Source organism: Paraburkholderia sediminicola (assembly GCF_046027825.1).
GTDB classification, from domain to species: Bacteria; Pseudomonadota; Gammaproteobacteria; order Burkholderiales; family Burkholderiaceae; genus Paraburkholderia; species Paraburkholderia sediminicola_D.
Genome location: NZ_JAQQDU010000011.1, coordinates 113,152 through 129,351 on the forward strand (window position 1 = coordinate 113,152; position 16,200 = coordinate 129,351).

The following is a 16,200-nucleotide window of genomic DNA, read 5'->3' on the forward strand; positions in this document are numbered from 1 at the left end:
CTCCTTTCTCGTACGTTATGTAGTGCTGCGTTTGTTCTACGAAAATGACGAAGGGTGAAGCGGGGTTGGCTCATCCACGCTGTGATCCGCTCAGCTCATCCAGTTTCCGCCGTCGACGTTCAGGGTCTGCGCGGTGATGTAGTCGGCATCGGCCGACGCGAGAAACAGGGCGGCGCCGGTCAGATCGTCCGGCACACCCATACGGCCGAGCGGCACCGCCTCACCGACCAGGCGCTTCTTCTCGCCGAGCGGCCGGTTTTCATAGCGTGCGAAGAGCGCGTCGACTTCGTTCCACATCGGCGTATCGACGACGCCCGGCGCGATGCCGTTCACATTGATCCTGTGCGGCGCGAGAGCGAGGGCTGCGGATTGTGTATAGCTGAGTACGGCGGCTTTGCTTGCGCAGTAATGCGACACCAGCGCTTCGCCACGCCGCCCGGCTTGCGACGACATATTGATGATCTTGCCGCCGTGGCCCTGCTCGACCATTTTCCGGGCAACGGTTTGCATCAGGAAGAACATGCCCTTCACGTTGACCGCGAAGAGGCGGTCGAACACGTCCCAGGATTCATCGAGGATCGGGCGCATATCGAAGAGCGCCGCGTTGTTGAACAGGATATCGACCTGGCCGAAACGCGCCAGCGTGCTCGCGAGGATGCGTTCGATATCCTCGCGGCGCGTCACATCGGCACTGACAGTCAGCACGCGGTCACCATACGCGGCGCGCAACGCGTCGCCGAAACTGTCCGCCGGCTTCACATCGACCAGCACGCAACACGCGCCTTCGTCCAGATAGCGCCGGGCCACGGCTTCACCGATTCCGCTTGCCGCACCCGTCAGAATGGCCACCTTGTCTTGCAATCGTGCCGCCACTGCCTGTCTCCGGTTCGTTGCGCTTCTTGAGACGCGGTGAGCGAACGCTCGCTGCGCGAACAATTGCTCTGTTAGTGATCGAATGATCGGATACGGACCGGGTCATGTCAAGGCGCTCGACCAGATTTCGATGGTGCAGCGCGGCAGGAGCGCCGCGCCGCCGCTCCCCGCCCCAATCGACACCGTGACGAGAAATCGCAGGCAGCCAGGCCGCTTGCTGCAGAAGTCGCTGACAAGCACGAGAGATACGTTATATCATTTCGAACTCGCTCAGCTTTGGGCCAGCAGCCTGCGTGCGGCACCGCCGATGCGCAGGGTCGAACGGCGGCATGAATGCCCCCTATGACTGCCAAAGTGACCGCCAAAGCGCGCCGCTCTTAAGTTTTGTAGTTCATTCAACTCTCACCCAGCAGGGAACAACGATGAAGACATTCGGTTCGATGTTGAACGGGGCGCGCCATGCGCTGAAGCGCTCGAAGACCGTGGCCATGGGCACGGCGCTCGCGGCTGCTGTCACGCTCAGCCAGAACGCGTTTGCCGCGGATGCGAAAATCCCGGTGGTGGCAGCGGAGAACTTTTATGGTGACGTCGTGCAGCAACTGGGCGGCGACCGCGTCGACGTGACGAGCATCCTCAGCAATCCGGATCAGGATCCGCACCTGTTCGAAGCCAGCCCGAAGACGGCGCGCGCCTTGCAGCATGCGAGCCTTGTGGTCTACAACGGCGCCGATTACGATCCGTGGATGGCAAAACTGCTGGCCGCCTCGAAGAGCGCGAAGCGCACCACGATCATCGCCGCGGATCTCGTCGGCAAGAAAGGCGGCGATAATCCCCACCTCTGGTACGACCCGCAGACCATGCCGAAAGTGGCGCGCGCGGTGAGCGAGGCGCTCGTAGCGGCTGACCCGGCGCACAAGTCGGCGTACGATGCGAACCTCGCGAAGTTTCTCGATTCGCTGAAACCCATCGACGCCAAAGTCGCCGATCTGCATAGCCGCTACGCCGGCGTGCCGGTGACGGCGACCGAGCCGGTGTTCGGCTATATGTCGGACGCGATCGGCCTCTCGATGCGCAATCTGCGCTTCCAGTTGGCGACGATGAACGACACTGAAGCAAGCGCGGGCGATATCGCCGCGTTCGAACGCGATCTGCGCGAAAAGCGCGTGCGCGTTCTGATCTATAACAGCCAGGCAACCGAGGCCCTGACCAAACGCATGTTGAAGCTCGCGCAGCAATCGAAGGTGCCGACCATGAGCGTCACCGAAACCGAACCGGCCGGCAAGACCTATCAGACGTGGATGCTGACGCAGCTCGACGCGCTGACTACGGCGCTGGCCGCGGGCGATGCGAGCGCAGCGGCAACACCCGCCAAAGGAAACACCCAATGAATGAAACTGGCCGCAGCACGCCAGCGAATGCATCAACCGCCGCCTCCGGTAGCATCCGCAGTGGCGCGCCCGTGCTCGAACTCGAGCACGTAACGCTCGAACTCGGCGACCGCACGATTCTGCGCGACACCGGCTTCGTGGTGAACCAGGGCGAATTCATCGGCGTGCTCGGGCCCAACGGCGCGGGCAAGACCACGCTGATGCGCGCCGTGCTCGGCCTCGTGCCGGCGGCGAGCGGCGCGATCCGCGTGCTGGGGCAGCCGGTGGAACGTGGCAACGCGTCGATCGGCTATATGCCGCAGACGCGCAGTGCATTGGCTGGGCGCCGCGTGCGCGGCCGCGATTTTGTCGCGATGGCCGCTGACGGACACCGCTGGGGCCTGCCCCATGCGGACAGTAAGACCCGCGCGGATGTCGAGCGGGTGCTGGATCTGGTGGGCGGCCGCCAACTGGCCGAGCGGCCGTTGTCGGAGCTATCGGGTGGCGAACGTCAGCGGCTGCTGCTCGCTCAATGCCTGCTCGGCAATCCCAAGCTGCTGCTACTCGATGAACCGTTGATCAGCCTCGATCCGCATCATCAGAAAACCGTGGTGGAACTCGTGCGACGCGTGCAACAGGAACTCGGCATTGCCGTGCTGTTTTCGGCGCATGAGCTGAACCCGCTGCTGAACTCGATCGACCGCGTGCTGTATCTCGGCAGCGGCGTCGCCGCGCTCGGCACCGTCGATGAAGTCATTACGCGGCCGGTGCTGTCGCGACTTTATGGCTCGCCGATCGACGTGATGCGGGTGAACGGCCGCATCTTCGTGATGTCGGGCGACGTCGAAGTCGAAAAACACGATCACGAGCACGAACACGACGAGAACGGCGGTCATAGCCACTCACACTCGCATTCCCACGACCACGGTGGCGCACACGGCCACTCACACCAGCACGACTCACGCGACGGACACACGCACGATGTTTGAATACGATTTCATGGTGAACGCGTTCGCGGCGTCGGGGATCGTCGCGGTGCTGGCGGGCGTAGTGGGCTATTTTCTGGTGATGCGCGGGCAGACCTTCGCGGGCCACGCGCTCTCGCACGTCGGGTTCACCGGCGCGACCGGCGCGGTGCTGATCGGTATCTCGCCGATCTGGGGGATGATCGGCTTTACGCTCGCGGCCGGCGTCGGCATGGGCGCGCTCGGCGAGAAACTGGCCGGACGCGATGTAGCGATCGGCGTGATCCTGTCGCTGTCGCTCGGCTTCGGCCTGCTGTTCCTGCACTTCTTCACCGCCTATGCGACGCAGGTCACCGCGCTGCTGTTCGGCAACGTGCTCGGCGTGAATGCGTCGACACTCGGCGTGCTGGCCGCGTTGGGCGTCGTCAGCTTGCTGGCGCTCGCGGCGATCATGCGGCCGTTGCTGTTTGCGTCATTGCAGCCCGAATTGGCCGAAGCCAAGGGCGTGTCGTTGCGTCGGGTGTCGGTGCTGTTTCTGGCGATTGCCGCACTGGCCGTGGCAGCGTGTACGCAGATCGTCGGCGTGCTGCTGGTGTTCACGCTGATGGTCGGGCCGGCTGCCGCCGCGCAAAACGTGACGACGCGACTCTCGACCGGTCTTGTGCTCGCGGCCGTGTTCGCGCTGGTCCAGGCCTGGCTGGGACTGACGCTGGCGTTCTATACCGACTGGCCAACGAGCTTCTGGATCACCGTGCTGTCGGCTGTGGTGTATGGCGGGAGTTTGTTGAAGCGGCATTGAGCTGCGCTTAGCGCGTGTCGAAGCGGTGTCGGTGCGTTGAGTGACCGCCTGAGCGCGCCATCTGCGTAGTCAAAGCTACATTCGCTGCGGTGGCGCATTTCGCATTGGCGAATGTCTGGAGATGGCGGCGACACACTACGTGCCACCGTCATCGCTCCGGCGAATGTCAACCCAGCAGCACCTTCGCGTGATGCGCGAGATGATCCTCGATGAACGTCGAGATGAAGTAATACCCGTGGTCGTAACCTGCATGACGACGCAACGTCAACGGCTGTCCCGCGGCCTTGCAGGCCGCTTCGAACACATCCGGGTTCAACTGCTCGGCGAGGAACTGATCCGCCAGCCCCTGATCGACCAGAATCCCTTGCGCGAACTTGCGCGATGCGTGGGCGACCAACTCGCTCGAGTCATACTGCCGCCACGCTTCACGGTCTTCACCCAGATACCCGCTGAACGCCTTCACGCCCCACGGACACTGTGACGGCGCGGCGATCGGCGCGAACGCCGACACCGACCGATAGATCTCCGGATTGCGCAGCGCCAGCATCAACGCGCCATGCCCGCCCATCGAGTGCCCGAAGATGCCCAGACGCGCACCGTCCACCGGCAGATTCGCGAGCACCGTTTCGCGCAGTTCATCGCGCACATACGAGTACATCCGATAGTGCTTCGCCCACGGCTGCTGCGTCGCGTTGATGTAAAAGCCCGCGCCCACACCGAAGTCCCACGCCGCGCTTTCGCCCGGCACGCCCGCGCCGCGCGGACTGGTATCCGGCGCGATCAGCGCGATGCCATGCTGTGCCGCGAAGCGCTGCGCGCCCGCCTTGATCGGAAAGGTTTCTTCCGTGCAGGTCAGACCCGCGAGATAGAACAGCGCGGGCACATTCGCATTGGTCTGCAAGGCCTGCGGCGGCAGATACACCGAGAAGCGCATCGGCAGACCGATGGTCTGCGAGTCGTGCCGGTAGATCCGCTGCTCGCCGCCATGGCAGGCATGCGACGACAAGAGTTCAAGCATCGCGACGCTCCTTTCTGTGTTAGCTCAGTGCCGTGTTAGTACAGCACGACGGAGCGGATCGACTCGCCCTTCTTCATCAGATCGAAGCCTTCGTTGATGCGCTCGAGCGGCAGACGGTGCGTGATCAGGTCGTCGATGTTGATCTTGCCTTCCATGTACCAGTCGACGATCTTCGGCACGTCCGTACGGCCGCGTGCACCGCCGAATGCCGAGCCCTTCCACTCGCGGCCCGTCACCAGCTGGAACGGACGCGTGCTGATTTCCTCGCCCGCCGCCGCCACGCCGATGATGAACGACTGGCCCCAGCCCTTGTGCGTACACTCCAGCGCTTGACGCATCACCTTGGTGTTGCCGATACATTCAAACGAGTAGTCCGCGCCGCCATCGGTGAGCTGCACGATGTGATCGACCACGTTCTCGACTTCGTTCGGGTTGATGAAGTGCGTCATGCCGAACTTCTTCGCCAGTTCCACGCGGCCCGGATTGATGTCAACGCCGATGATCTTGTCCGCGCCCACCATCTTCGCGCCCTGGATCACATTCAGCCCGATCCCGCCAAGACCGAACACGACCACGTTCGCGCCTGCTTCGACCTTCGCCGAATACACGACTGCACCCACGCCCGTCGTCACGCCGCAGCCGATGTAGCAGATCTTGTCGAACGGTGCATCTTCACGCACCTTCGCCACCGCGATTTCCGGCACGACGATGTAGTTCGAAAACGTGGACGTGCCCATGTAGTGAAACAGCGGCTTGCCATCCAGAGAGAAACGCGAGGTCGCATCGGGCATCAGACCCCTGCCTTGCGTCGAACGGATCGCCTGGCAAAGATTGGTCTTGCGCGACAGACAGAATTTGCACTGACGGCATTCCGGCGTGTAGAGCGGAATGACGTGGTCGCCCTTCTTCAACGTGCCCACGCCCGGGCCGACATCGACGATCACACCCGCGCCTTCGTGGCCGAGAATCGCCGGAAAGATGCCTTCCGGATCGGCGCCCGACAGCGTGTAGTAGTCGGTGTGGCAGATGCCCGTCGCTTTCACTTCGATCAGGACTTCACCGGCACGCGGGCCTTCCAGATCGACTTCTTCGATCGTCAACGGTGCCCCGGCTTTCCATGCGATGGCTGCTTTGGTTTTCATCGTGAATGCTCCTGTGAGTCTGTGAATGCCCGGCGCGTCGCGGTGAAATATCGCGCGGCGTGCCGTGGTCGCGGTTGGGTTACTGCAGTGAATGTGTGTGCCAGGGTGTCGACGAACGGCGTTGCGCTCGTCCGCCATCCTCAGCCGCCATCATTTGCCGGCCTATACCTTAGCGTGCGAAAGCCGTAATGGTATTGCAAAGTACGTCGCAGCATTGTCCATAGCTGACATCGCTTCGGTTACCGGAGCGGCGTTTCGCCGAACCATGATTCGACGCGTCCATACAGATCGAGAAAACGCGCGTAACGTTCGGCGAGCGCCGCATCGCCTTGCGGCCCGGCAACGCGCGTCGCGCCGGGCGCAAGCGCGGCGAGGTCGCTCGCGTGCCAATGTCCGCTCGCCAGCCCACCCAGGATAGCCGCGCCGCGCGGCGCCGCGTTGGGACAATCCACGGCGTACAGCTCGACGTTCAGCGCATCGGCGAGCAACTGCCGCCAGCGCGCATCGACTGAACCACCGCCGGCGAGTTTCAATGTCGTCACCGTCGCGCCGCTTGCACGGATCGCGTCGAGCCCGGCGCGCAGCGAGAACGCGACGCCCTCGAATGCGGCGCGCATCATCGTGCCGCGCGTGTGGTCAAGCGCGAGGCCAAGCCAGCCGCCGCGTGCGGCGGGGTTGAGCCAGGGGGTGCGCTCGCCGGTGAGGTAGGGCAGGAAGGTCAGGCCGGCTACGGCACTGGCGATAGCGGCTGTTGTATCGCCAAGGGCACCATCCGATTCGTTGCGGGCGAGACTGCCGGAGGCATTGCCGGTCGCCGCGCTCGACGCACCGCCGAACGCGCCACCCGATACCTTGCCTGAGGCACGGCCGGATGCATTGCTGGATGTGGCGCTCGACGCATCGCCGAACGCATCACGATAGGCATCGGCCCATTCATACGACAGCCAGCCGCGCACGCGTTCGAGCGCGACGCCGACGTTTTGCATCGCCGCCATCCGATACCAGTGATCGCTCGCGGCCCGATAGCGATGCAGTCCCCTTACCGCTTGCGGTGCGTGCCCGGCGAGCACGACAATTTGTCCACCGGTGCCGGTGGTGAGCAAGGCGTCGCCGTCGCTCGCGAGACCACTGCCGAGTGCCGCGCATGGCGTATCGGCGGCACCGATCGCGAGCACGATGCCGGCGCGCAGACCGAGCGCATGTGCGGCTTTCGGCGACAGAATGCCACCCGCCGCATACGAAGGCGCGAGCGGCGCAAACCATTCACGCGGCAACTGGAGCCGCTCAAGCAGCGCCTGATCCCATACGCCAGCGGGATCGGCGAGCGCGGTCGCGCAGGCGTCAGAAGGATCGGTTGCGATCACGCCGCCCAGCGCGACACGCAGCCAATCTTTCGGTTGCAGCGCCCAACGCGTCTTGCGCGCAGACTCCGGTTCGTTCTGCACGATCCAACGCAGCAAGGGACCCGCCATGCCGGGCGCAACCGGATTCGGCTGCGGCTCGGGCCACTGATCGAGCAGACCCAATGCACGCGTGTCGGGCCAGAGCATCGCCGGGCGCACGGCTTCGCCCTCGGCGTCGATCAGAACAACACCGTGCATCTGCCCGGAGAAACCGATTGCCTGCACCTCGCGGCGCAAATCCTCAGGCAAACGCGCCGCCGCTTCGCAAAGCGCGCGCCACCAGGTTTGCACCGAGATTTCGGCCCATCCGCGAAGCGGCGTTTCGAGCGCATACGGGACACTCGCCGCGGCCTGCTCGCGGCCGTTTTCGTCGACGATTGCTACTTTGAGGGAGCCAGTGCCGAGGTCGATGCCAAGAAAAGTCATGAGCGATAGAACATCTAATGAGGCTTGGGAAAACGCACACGGAAGGTGCGAATAGCGCTGTATTTTCCATCTTCCAAGGCAGGCTTTCGAGACGCGCCGGCAGTCGCGCGGCAGCCTAAGTGAAAACCCTCAATTTGCGGGTTAACCCCGTCAAACGGGCCGCTGGACGAAAACAGCACTATGCGCACAGCGAGATACACCCCATTGTTTTTAACACATATCACCTGAGGCGACGCCGCGCAGCGCACGCAAACGCCTCCCCGCTGCATAGGGCTTGCCGCCGATTTGTGCGGCGCGTCCATTTCTTTTAGCTTTCAAACGCGCTTCACGCATATCGTCACCGGGAATGCCGGAATAGGCCCCAGTGGTCTTGTTGCGCTTTATCGTTCCGCATACCTTGGAGCCATCCCAAAACGAGATGGTGGAGAGAGACAAAATGCAATCGAACACGGTTCACCCGTGCGACGAGCGACTGCCCGCGGGCCAGTTGCTGACGCTCGGCATTCAGCACGTTTTGGTGATGTACGCAGGCGCAGTTGCGGTGCCGCTGATCATCGGTGCGGCGCTCAAACTGCCGAAAGACCAGATCGCGTTCCTGATCAGCGCCGATCTGTTTTCCTGCGGCATCGCCACGCTGATTCAGACCCTCGGTCTGTGGATCTTCGGCATCCGTCTGCCGGTCATCATGGGCTGCACGTTCGCGGCTGTCGGTCCGATGGTCGCAATCGGCACGAATCCTTCGCTCGGTATTCTCGATATCTTCGGTTCGACGATCGCGGCCGGTGTCATCGGCATCCTCCTCGCGCCGATGGTCGGCAAGCTGCTGCGCTTTTTCCCACCGGTGGTGATCGGTGTGGTGATCTCGGTGATCGGCCTCTCGCTGATGGAAGTGGGCATCAACTGGGCAGCCGGCGGCGTCGGCAATCCTGAATACGGCAACCCGATCTATCTTGGTCTGTCGCTGTTGGTGCTGATGCTGATTCTGTTGATCAACAAGTTCGCCAAGGGCTTCCTCGCCAATATCTCGGTGCTGCTCGGCATCGTGGCGGGTTTCATCATCGCACTGGCGCTCGGCCGCGTGAACATGGACGGCGTCACGCACGCACCGTGGGTCGGCATCGTGATGCCGTTCCACTTCGGCCTGCCGCATTTCGATCCGCTCGCAATCGCAACGATGGTCACCGTGATGTTCGTCACCTTCATCGAATCGACCGGCATGTTCCTCGCGGTCGGCGACATGGTCGATCGTCCGGTGGATCAGAAGACGCTGGTGCGCGGTCTGCGCGTCGACGGTCTGGGCACGCTGATCGGCGGCATCTTCAACTCGTTCCCGCATACCTCGTTCTCGCAGAACGTCGGCCTGATCGGCGTGACGGGTGTGAAGAGCCGGTTTGTCTGCGCAATGGGCGGCGTGATCCTGGTGCTGCTGGGCCTGTTCCCGAAGATGGCGCAAGTGGTTGCTTCGGTGCCGGCCTTCGTGCTGGGCGGCGCGGGCATCGTGATGTTCGGCATGGTGGCGGCGAACGGCATCAAGGTTCTGGCCAAGGTCGACTTCGTGAAGAACCATCACAACCTGTTCATCGTCGCGGTGAGTATCGGTATGGGTCTGGTGCCGGTGGTGTCGCCGCAATTCTTCTCGAAGCTGCCGCCGGCGCTGTCGCCGCTGCTGCATAGCGGGATCTTGCTGGCGTCGGTGTCGGCGGTCGTGCTGAACCTGATCTTCAACGGTGTGAAGAGCGAGAAGAAGGCGCAGTGCGAAATTCGCAAGGCCGGCCATGATTTCGATGGACGCGGCGGCAATGACCCGAAGGGCGGCGACGAGATGCTGCGTGCCGCAGATGTGCACTGAGCATCTGCCCGGAACCCGCGCCGCGCGACAGAGATCGCGCTGAGCGCGAGTTCTGGGTTGAGCTGAGTTTGAGTTGGGCATCAAAAAAAACGCCACAGCATGCCGTGGCGTTTTTTTATTTCCGGCTCTGCAGGACGGTTTCCTTGACACTGAAACCCTCCTGCGCGCCGCTTGTTACCGAACCGGAGCCGGCGTAACCCGTCGACTCAGTCCACAGACTCAACCCGCGGTCGCTGCCGAAGCCGCCACCGGTGCGCTCGCCGCACCGTAATTGACCGGCGCATCGGCCGGACGCGGCTGCTCGCCGTCCCGTTCGATCCAGCCGCCGCCGAGTGCCTGATACAACAAGACCAGGTTCTGGAGGCGCTGCATGCGCGCGGTCACCAGCAACTGCTGCGACGCATACAGATCGGTTTGCGCGGTCAGCACCGACAGATAGCTGTCGACACCGTTCTTGTAACGCAGGTCCGACAGATCCAGCCGGCGCTGTTCGGCAAAGGTATTACGCTCGAGCGCCGCGATCTGCTGATCGTACGTGCCGCGTGCCGCCAATCCGTCCGCCACTTCGCGGAAGGCCGTCTGGATCGCCTTTTCATACGTGGCGATCTGGATGTTCTTCTGCACCGTGGCGAGGTCGAGGTTAGCCTTGTTCTGGCCGCCTTCGAAGATCGGCAAGGTGATGGACGGCGCGAAGCTCCATGCCGCCGAACCCGGCTTGAACAGACCGCCGAGCGACGGGCTCAGCGTGCCGAAACTGCCGGTCAGCGAGACCTTCGGGAAGAACGCTGCGCGCGCCGCGCCGATGTTCGCGTTGGCCGCGAGCAGATTCTCCTCGGCCTCCATGATGTCCGGACGACGCGTCAGCAGATCGGATGGCAGACCCGCCGGAATATCCGTCAGGAGATTCTGGTTGTCCAACGTCATGCCCGGCGGCAGATCGTCCGGCAACGGCTCGCCGAGCAGCAGCACGAGCGCGTTATCCGCCTGAGCCCGCAAACGCGCCTGCGACTGCAGGTTAGCCTGCGCCTGGTCGACCACCGTTTCCGATTGCCGCAGATCCAGTTCCGAACCCGTGCCGTTGTCGAACTGCAGTTTGGCGATGCGGTATGACTCCTGAGCGGTCTTCAGTGTGTTCTGCGTGACCTTCAGCAGATCGTCCACCTCGAGCACCGTCATGTACTGATTGGCCACCTGCGAGACCAACGCGATTTCCGCAGCCTTGCGCGCCTGAGCGGTCGCCAGATACTGCGCCAACGCCTGATCCTTCAGGCTTTGAATCCGCCCGAAGAAGTCGATTTCCCAGGAGGCGTTCAGACCCACCGAATAGGTGTTCGTGACCGTCATGGGCGTGGACGACAAGTCCCGCGGCGTGCGCTGTTTGCTTTGCGACCCCGCGGCATTCAGCGTCGGGAACAGCGCCGCGCGAGCGATCTGGTACTGCGCCTGCGATGCCTGAATATTCAGGACCGACACGCGCAGATCGCGGTTGTTCTTCAGCGCGATTTCGATCAGCCGCTGCAAACGCGCGTCGGCGAAGAAATCACGCCAGCCGATATCGGCCGCCGCCTGACCGCTCGCGGTACGCGCGGCACCGGCCGCGCCCGGTTGCGTGTCGTACACGCCGCCGGCCGGGAAGGTCGCCGTCACGGGTTCCGCCGGGCGCTGGTACTTCGGCGCCATCGTGCAACCCGCGGCGAACAGCGCAACCGCCACTGCTATCAAAGAGTGTTTTTGCATCTCAATGTCCGTCCTTGCCCGAGCCTTGATCAGCCGACCCACCACCTTGGCCGTCATGCGGATGGTGCTGGTTGTAGTGTGCGAGCGCCTCATCCGGGTCTTCCTTCTCGCCGCCGAACTTCGCGCGGATCACGACGAAGAACATCGGGATCATGAAAATCGCGAGGAAGGTCGCCGTCAACATCCCGCCGATCACGCCGGTACCGATTGCGTGCTGGCTGGCCGAACCCGCGCCGTTACTGATCGCGAGCGGCATCACGCCGAGAATGAACGCGAGCGAGGTCATCAGAATCGGACGCAACCGCAGACGCGCGGCTTCCAGCGCGGCCTCGACTGGGCCCATCCCTTCACCCTGCTGCAGCTCGCGGGCGAATTCCACGATCAGAATCGCGTTCTTCGCCGACAGCCCCACCGTGGTCAACAGACCCACCTGGAAGAACACGTCGTTCTCGAGCCCGCGCAGCGTCGCGGCCAGCAGTGCGCCGATCACGCCGAGCGGCACCACCATGATCACCGAGAACGGGATCGACCAGCTTTCATACAGCGCCGCGAGACAGAGGAACACGACGAGGATCGAGATGCCGTACAGAATCGGCGCCTGCGAACCGGACTGGCGTTCCTGCAACGACAAGCCCGTCCATTCGTAGCCGATACCCGCCGGCAGCTTCGCCACGAGTGCTTCCATCGCCGTCATGGCCTGGCCGGTCGACTTGCCCGGTGCAGCCGCGCCCTGGATTTCCACCGCAGAAATACCGTTGTAGCGCTCGAGCTTCGGCGAACCATAGGACCACGTACCGCTGGCGAACGACGAGAACGGCACCATGCCGCCAGCCGTATTGCGCACGTACCAGGCGTTCAGGTCTTCCGGGTTCATCCGGAACTGTGCGTCGCCTTGCAGATACACCTTCTTGATCCGGCCGTCGGTATCGAGGAAGTTGTTCACGTACTGCGACGCCCATGCGATCGAGAACGTCTGGTCGATCGCCGCCAGCGAAACGCCGAGCGCGGAAGCCTTCTCGTGATCGATGTTCACGGTGAACTGCGGCGTATCGTTCAGGCCGTTCGGACGCACCTGAGCCAGCGTCGGATCTTTCGCCGCCATGCCCAGCAACATATTGCGTGCCTGCATCAGCTTTTCGTGACCGACACCCGCGCGATCCTGCAGTTCGAAGTCGAAGCCCGCGGCCGTGCCGAGTTCAGGAATCGACGGCGGATTCACCGGATACACCAGCGCGTTCTTGTAGCTCGAGAAGTGCATGAAGAGTCGGCCAACCAGCGCCTGAACCTTCTGGTTCGAATGCTGACGTTCCGCGTAATCCTTCATCCGCACGAACACAAGACCCGCGTTCTGGCCGCGACCGGCGAAGCTGAAGCCGTTCACCGTGAAAGTCGATTCGACAATGCTCTTCTCGTCGTTGAGCAGGTAGTCGGAAACGTCTTTCAGCGCGTGCGCCGTGGTTTCCTGCGTCGAGCCGGACGGCGTTTGCACCAGCACGAACATCGTGCCCTGGTCTTCGTCAGGCAGGAACGACTTCGGCAACTTCACGAACAGCAAGCCGACCGCGAGGATCACCACCATATAGATGATCAGCCAACGGCCCGAGCGCTTGATCACGTGGTGAACGCCCGAGTGATACTTGTCGCGGCTCGTTTCGAAGGTCCGGTTGAACCAGCCGAAGAAGCCCTTCTTGACTTCGTGATGACCCTTCGGAATCGGCTTGAGGATCGTCGCGCACAGCGCCGGCGTCAGAATCAACGCGACCAGCACGGACAGCACCATCGCCGCCACGATCGTCAGCGAGAACTGCCGGTAAATGGCCCCGACCGAACCGCCCGAGAACGCCACCGGCACGAACACCGCCGACAGCACGAGCGCCACGCCGACCAGCGCGCCGGTAATCTGGTCCATCGCCTTACGGGTGGCATCTCGAGGCGATAGACCCTCCTCCGCCATCACCCGCTCGACGTTTTCCACCACCACGATTGCATCGTCCACCAGCAAGCCGATCGCCAGCACGAGCCCGAACATGGACAGCGTGTTGATCGAGAAGCCCACCAGACCCATGATCGCGAAGGTGCCCAGCAGCACCACCGGCACGGCGATCGTCGGGATCAGCGTAGCGCGCAGATTCTGCAGGAACAGGTACATGACCAGGAACACCAGCACGATACCTTCGAGCAGCGTCTTGACCACTTCTTCGATCGACAGACGCACGAACGGCGTGGTGTCGTACGGATACTTCACGACGAGGCCGTGCGGGAAGTACTTCGACAGTTCGTCGATCTTCGCGCGTACTGCCTTGGCGGTAGCCAGTGCGTTGGCGCCGGTCGCGAGCTGAATACCGAAGCCCGCCGTCGGCGCGCCGTTGTACTTGGTGTCGAAGTTGTAGTTTTCGCCACCGAGCTCGATACGCCCAACGTCCTTGATGCGCACCTGCGAGCCGTCCGGATTCACCTTCAACAGAATGTTGCCGAACTGTTCAGGCGTGTTCAGCAGCGTGGCTTCCGTAATGGTGGCCTGCAGCACCTGGCCCGGCACCGACGGCGTGCCGCCGAGCGAGCCGCCCGCGACCTGCACGTTCTGCGCCTGCAAGGCCGTCTGCACATCCACCGGCGTGAGGCCGAAGTTGGTCAGCTTGTTGGCGTCAAGCCAGATCCGCATCGCGTACTGCGAGCCGAACAGCGTCACCGTACCCACACCGTCGATCCGGCTGACCGGGTCTTCAACGTTCGACGCGACGTAGTTCGCCAGGTCGTACTTGTTCATGCTGCCGTCTTCGGACACGAACGCCATCACCAGCAAGAAGCTGCTGCTCGACTTTGTGACCTTGGTGCCCAACTGCTGCACGGCTTGCGGCAACAGCGGCGTGGCGAGCTGCAGCTTGTTCTGCACCTGCACCTGCGCAATGTCAGGATTGGTGCCGGCTGCGAACGTCAGCGTAATGGTTGCCGTACCCGAGTCGTCCGAAGTGGACGACAGATACAGCAAGTGGTCGAGACCACTCATCTGCTGCTCGATCACCTGCGTGACGGTGTTTTCCACCGTCTTCGCCGATGCGCCCGGGTACGTTGCGCTGATCTGCACGGCCGGCGGCGCGATGGTCGGGTATTGCGCGATCGGCAACGTAAAGACCGACGCGATACCCGCGAGCATCAGAATAATGGCGATCACCCATGCAAAAATCGGGCGATCAATAAAGAACTTTGCCATGTGGCGGGCTCCCTGTTATTACGCGCCCGATGCAGCAGAAGCGGGTTGCGCCGTCTGCGTAGCACCGCTGGCGGCCGGCGCACCCTGAGCGGATGCGTCGGAAGCGGGTGTGGCGGGAAGTTGCGCGGCAACGGCCTTGACCTGCTGCCCCGGATGCGCCTTGTCGGTGCCCTGGACAATCACGCGGTCGCCGGCCTTCAGGCCACTCTCGACCACCCAGTTCGAACCGTAAGTGCCCGACGTAACGAGTTGGCGCAGCACAACCTTGTTGTCATCGCCGACGACCAGCGCGGTCGGCTGACCCTTCTGGTCATGCGTGATGCCGACTTGCGGCACGACGAGCGCGTTGTCGTTGACGCCTTCCTCGATCTTGGCGCGCACGAACATCCCCGGCAGCAGGACCTTGTCCGCGTTCTTGAAGATCGCGCGAACCGTCACGGAGCCGGTGCCCTGGTCAACCGTCACGTCGGTGAACTGCAGCTTGCCCTTTTCCGAGTAGGTGCGGCCGTCTTCGAGAATCAGCGAGACCTTGGCTGCATCCGGGCCGGTCGTCTTCAGACGCCCTTCCTGCACTTCGCGGCGCAGCTTCAGACCGTCGAGGCTCGATTGCGTCAGGTCCACGTAGACCGGATCGAGTTGCTGGACCGTGGACATCAGCGTGGCGGCGCTCGCCTGCACATAAGCGCCAGGCGTGACTTGAGAGATGCCGATCTGGCCGGTCACCGGCGAGGTCACGTCGGTGTAGCCGAGGTTGATCTGCGCCGTATCGACCGCTGCCTTGCCGGCGGCGACGTCAGCCGCAGCCTGGCCTTCAGCGGCCACCGCGTTGTCGTAGTCCTGCTTGCTGACCGCGTTCGCGGCAACCAGCACCTTGTAGCGGTTGGCTTGCGCAGTGGTCGTCGCGAGGTTGGCCTGCGCCTTCGCCAGCGTTGCCTTCGCGCTGTTCAGCGCGGCGATGTAGGGTGCCGGATCGATCTTGTACAGACGCTGGCCGGCCTTGACCTGGTCGCCTTCGGTGAATTCGCGGCGCAGCACGATGCCGTCGACCCGTGCACGCACTTGCGCGACAAGGAAAGCACTGGTGCGGCCCGGCAATTCGGTAACGACGGGCACAGCCGTCGGCTGGACGGTAACGACGCCAACTTCGGGCGTTTGTTGCGGCGGGGCAGATTGTTTTGGTCCGCACGCTGCCAGCAATACGGCAGCCGTCGCGGCACTGATTAAGCGGAATGGAACCCGTTCGACGCGCATGGAGCGACCTCTGTCAAAGACTGAGAATGAAAAAGTGCGCGCATCCCTACCCCGGGGACGACAGCGCACACATGCGTCTTGCGACGCTAGACCGGAAGCCCGTGGATGCAAACCGCACCTGCAGGGGCATCCTGAGCGAAATGCGCCATACCGGGAAAT

At 63.1% G+C, this 16,200-nt stretch carries 12 protein-coding genes; 4 read left to right on the forward strand and 8 right to left on the reverse strand.

Translation table 11 applies throughout. The features are described from left to right. Positions 1 to 90: 90 nt before the first annotated feature. Positions 91 to 873 carry an L-iditol 2-dehydrogenase gene (locus PQQ96_RS08635; protein WP_408290810.1) on the reverse strand — a complete coding sequence of 261 codons (783 nt, stop codon included), beginning with the start codon at positions 871 to 873 and terminating at the stop codon, positions 91 to 93. A gap of 422 nt (positions 874 to 1,295) precedes the next feature. On the opposite strand from PQQ96_RS08635, the gene PQQ96_RS08640 reads away from it, so the two are divergent. The 3 genes from PQQ96_RS08640 to PQQ96_RS08650 are packed head-to-tail and all read left to right on the forward strand — an operon-like array spanning position 1,296 to position 4,004. Next, the gene (locus PQQ96_RS08640) at positions 1,296 to 2,261 is read left to right on the forward strand and encodes a metal ABC transporter solute-binding protein (RefSeq protein WP_408290812.1); all 966 of its coding nucleotides are present in this window, start codon (positions 1,296 to 1,298) and stop codon (positions 2,259 to 2,261) included. Further along, complete coding sequence (locus tag PQQ96_RS08645; protein ID WP_408290814.1) at positions 2,258 to 3,229, forward strand: ABC transporter ATP-binding protein; 972 nt, start codon at positions 2,258 to 2,260, stop codon at positions 3,227 to 3,229. The genes PQQ96_RS08640 and PQQ96_RS08645 overlap by 4 nt, the downstream gene beginning before the upstream one ends. Continuing rightward, positions 3,222 to 4,004 (forward strand): metal ABC transporter permease, encoded by a 783-nt coding sequence (locus PQQ96_RS08650; protein WP_408290816.1) that lies wholly within the window; start codon positions 3,222 to 3,224, stop codon positions 4,002 to 4,004. The genes PQQ96_RS08645 and PQQ96_RS08650 overlap by 8 nt, the downstream gene beginning before the upstream one ends. Before the next feature lie 166 nt (positions 4,005 to 4,170). Here the strand turns inward: PQQ96_RS08650 and fghA are convergent, their stop codons facing one another. From fghA to PQQ96_RS08670, 4 genes are all read right to left on the reverse strand, one after another. Continuing rightward, on the reverse strand, positions 4,171 to 5,022 hold the full coding sequence (gene fghA / locus PQQ96_RS08655; RefSeq protein ID WP_408290818.1) for an S-formylglutathione hydrolase: 852 nt from the start codon (positions 5,020 to 5,022) through the stop codon (positions 4,171 to 4,173). 35 nt (positions 5,023 to 5,057) lie between these two features. Beyond that, positions 5,058 to 6,164: an S-(hydroxymethyl)glutathione dehydrogenase/class III alcohol dehydrogenase gene (locus PQQ96_RS08660; RefSeq protein ID WP_054034374.1), complete on the reverse strand. Its 1,107-nt coding sequence runs from the start codon at positions 6,162 to 6,164 to the stop codon at positions 5,058 to 5,060. 239 nt (positions 6,165 to 6,403) lie between these two features. After that, complete coding sequence (locus PQQ96_RS08665) at positions 6,404 to 7,993, reverse strand: xylulokinase (protein WP_408290820.1); 1,590 nt, start codon at positions 7,991 to 7,993, stop codon at positions 6,404 to 6,406. 210 nt (positions 7,994 to 8,203) lie between these two features. Then, positions 8,204 to 8,428, reverse strand: coding sequence for a prephenate dehydrogenase (locus PQQ96_RS08670; protein ID WP_408290822.1), 225 nt, complete (start codon positions 8,426 to 8,428; stop codon positions 8,204 to 8,206). 1 nt (position 8,429) lies between these two features. Between PQQ96_RS08670 and PQQ96_RS08675 the strand changes: the two genes are divergently transcribed. Beyond that, positions 8,430 to 9,842 carry a nucleobase:cation symporter-2 family protein gene (locus tag PQQ96_RS08675; RefSeq protein ID WP_408290824.1) on the forward strand — a complete coding sequence of 471 codons (1,413 nt, stop codon included), beginning with the start codon at positions 8,430 to 8,432 and terminating at the stop codon, positions 9,840 to 9,842. Between the two features lie 219 nt (positions 9,843 to 10,061). On the opposite strand, the gene PQQ96_RS08680 is transcribed toward PQQ96_RS08675, so the two are convergent. From PQQ96_RS08680 to PQQ96_RS08690, 3 genes are read right to left on the reverse strand one after another with little or no spacing between them, the layout of a single operon-like run. Then, on the reverse strand, positions 10,062 to 11,579 hold the full coding sequence (locus PQQ96_RS08680; protein WP_408290826.1) for an efflux transporter outer membrane subunit: 1,518 nt from the start codon (positions 11,577 to 11,579) through the stop codon (positions 10,062 to 10,064). Position 11,580: 1 nt separating this feature from the next. After that, the gene (locus tag PQQ96_RS08685) at positions 11,581 to 14,790 is read right to left on the reverse strand and encodes an efflux RND transporter permease subunit (protein WP_408290828.1); all 3,210 of its coding nucleotides are present in this window, start codon (positions 14,788 to 14,790) and stop codon (positions 11,581 to 11,583) included. A gap of 18 nt (positions 14,791 to 14,808) precedes the next feature. Next, complete coding sequence (locus PQQ96_RS08690; RefSeq protein WP_408290830.1) at positions 14,809 to 16,041, reverse strand: efflux RND transporter periplasmic adaptor subunit; 1,233 nt, start codon at positions 16,039 to 16,041, stop codon at positions 14,809 to 14,811. Positions 16,042 to 16,200 lie beyond the last annotated feature (159 nt).